The organism is Comamonas sp. B-9 (assembly GCF_000410635.1).
Taxonomy (GTDB): Bacteria; Pseudomonadota; Gammaproteobacteria; order Burkholderiales; family Burkholderiaceae_C; genus Comamonas.
Genome location: NZ_KE148595.1, coordinates 1 through 224 on the forward strand (window position 1 = coordinate 1; position 224 = coordinate 224).

The 224-nt window shown below is 71.9% G+C and carries 1 pseudogene; it reads right to left on the bottom strand.

Going from position 1 to position 224, the window contains the following annotated elements:
* Positions 1 to 224, bottom strand: a pseudogene (locus H928_RS33445) (sigma-54-dependent Fis family transcriptional regulator); the annotation flags it as partial.

Here is a 224-nt window from a genome sequence, read left to right on the forward strand (position 1 = left end):
CTGCGCGCTGCTGCGCGGCTGGGGCGGCAGCGCATGGGCAAACCAGATGCTGCCGTCGCGTGCGCGCAGGATGCGCTCTTGCGCGGGGCGGTTGCGCATCAGCTGCGGCAGCGCCTGCAGGTCGGTGTCAAAAAAACGGCCCAGGGGCTGGCCTGTCAGCAGCGGGTGCTGGCGCCAGTTCAGCCCGGCGATGGAGGCCAGCATGCGGCTGGCGGCATGGGGCA